This window comes from Gardnerella sp. C0684A1 (assembly GCF_055326835.1).
This window is the reverse complement of record NZ_JBLTSX010000087.1, coordinates 1-239: the sequence shown is the minus strand read 5'-3', so window position 1 is coordinate 239 and position 239 is coordinate 1. Positions and strand designations below refer to the sequence as shown.

The following is a 239-nucleotide window of genomic DNA, read 5'->3' as shown; positions in this document are numbered from 1 at the left end:
GCTTTCTTGCGTTTATAGGTAATCGTTTCTGTTTCAACTGGGTAAGTCAGCTTCTTCTTCAGGCAGGCTTTCCTCCCCAAACAAGCTCAGCTGACCGGGTTGATGCACTACCTTCTCTGATGATTTTCCGTAGAGTTTCTGTCTCAGATACTCAACCTGTTCTCGAAGGAGAGTGAGTTCATTAGCCATCATCTCTATCGTTTTTGACTGTGTTTCAATAATTTTTTCTAGTGATGACA

1 protein-coding gene is annotated in these 239 nt (G+C 42.3%); it reads right to left on the bottom strand.

Going from position 1 to position 239, the window contains the following annotated elements:
• Positions 1-33: 33 nt before the first annotated feature.
• Positions 34-239: transposase domain-containing protein (locus ACNEUN_RS06435; protein ID WP_463631633.1), on the bottom strand; the 206-nt coding region annotated here is incomplete at its 5' end.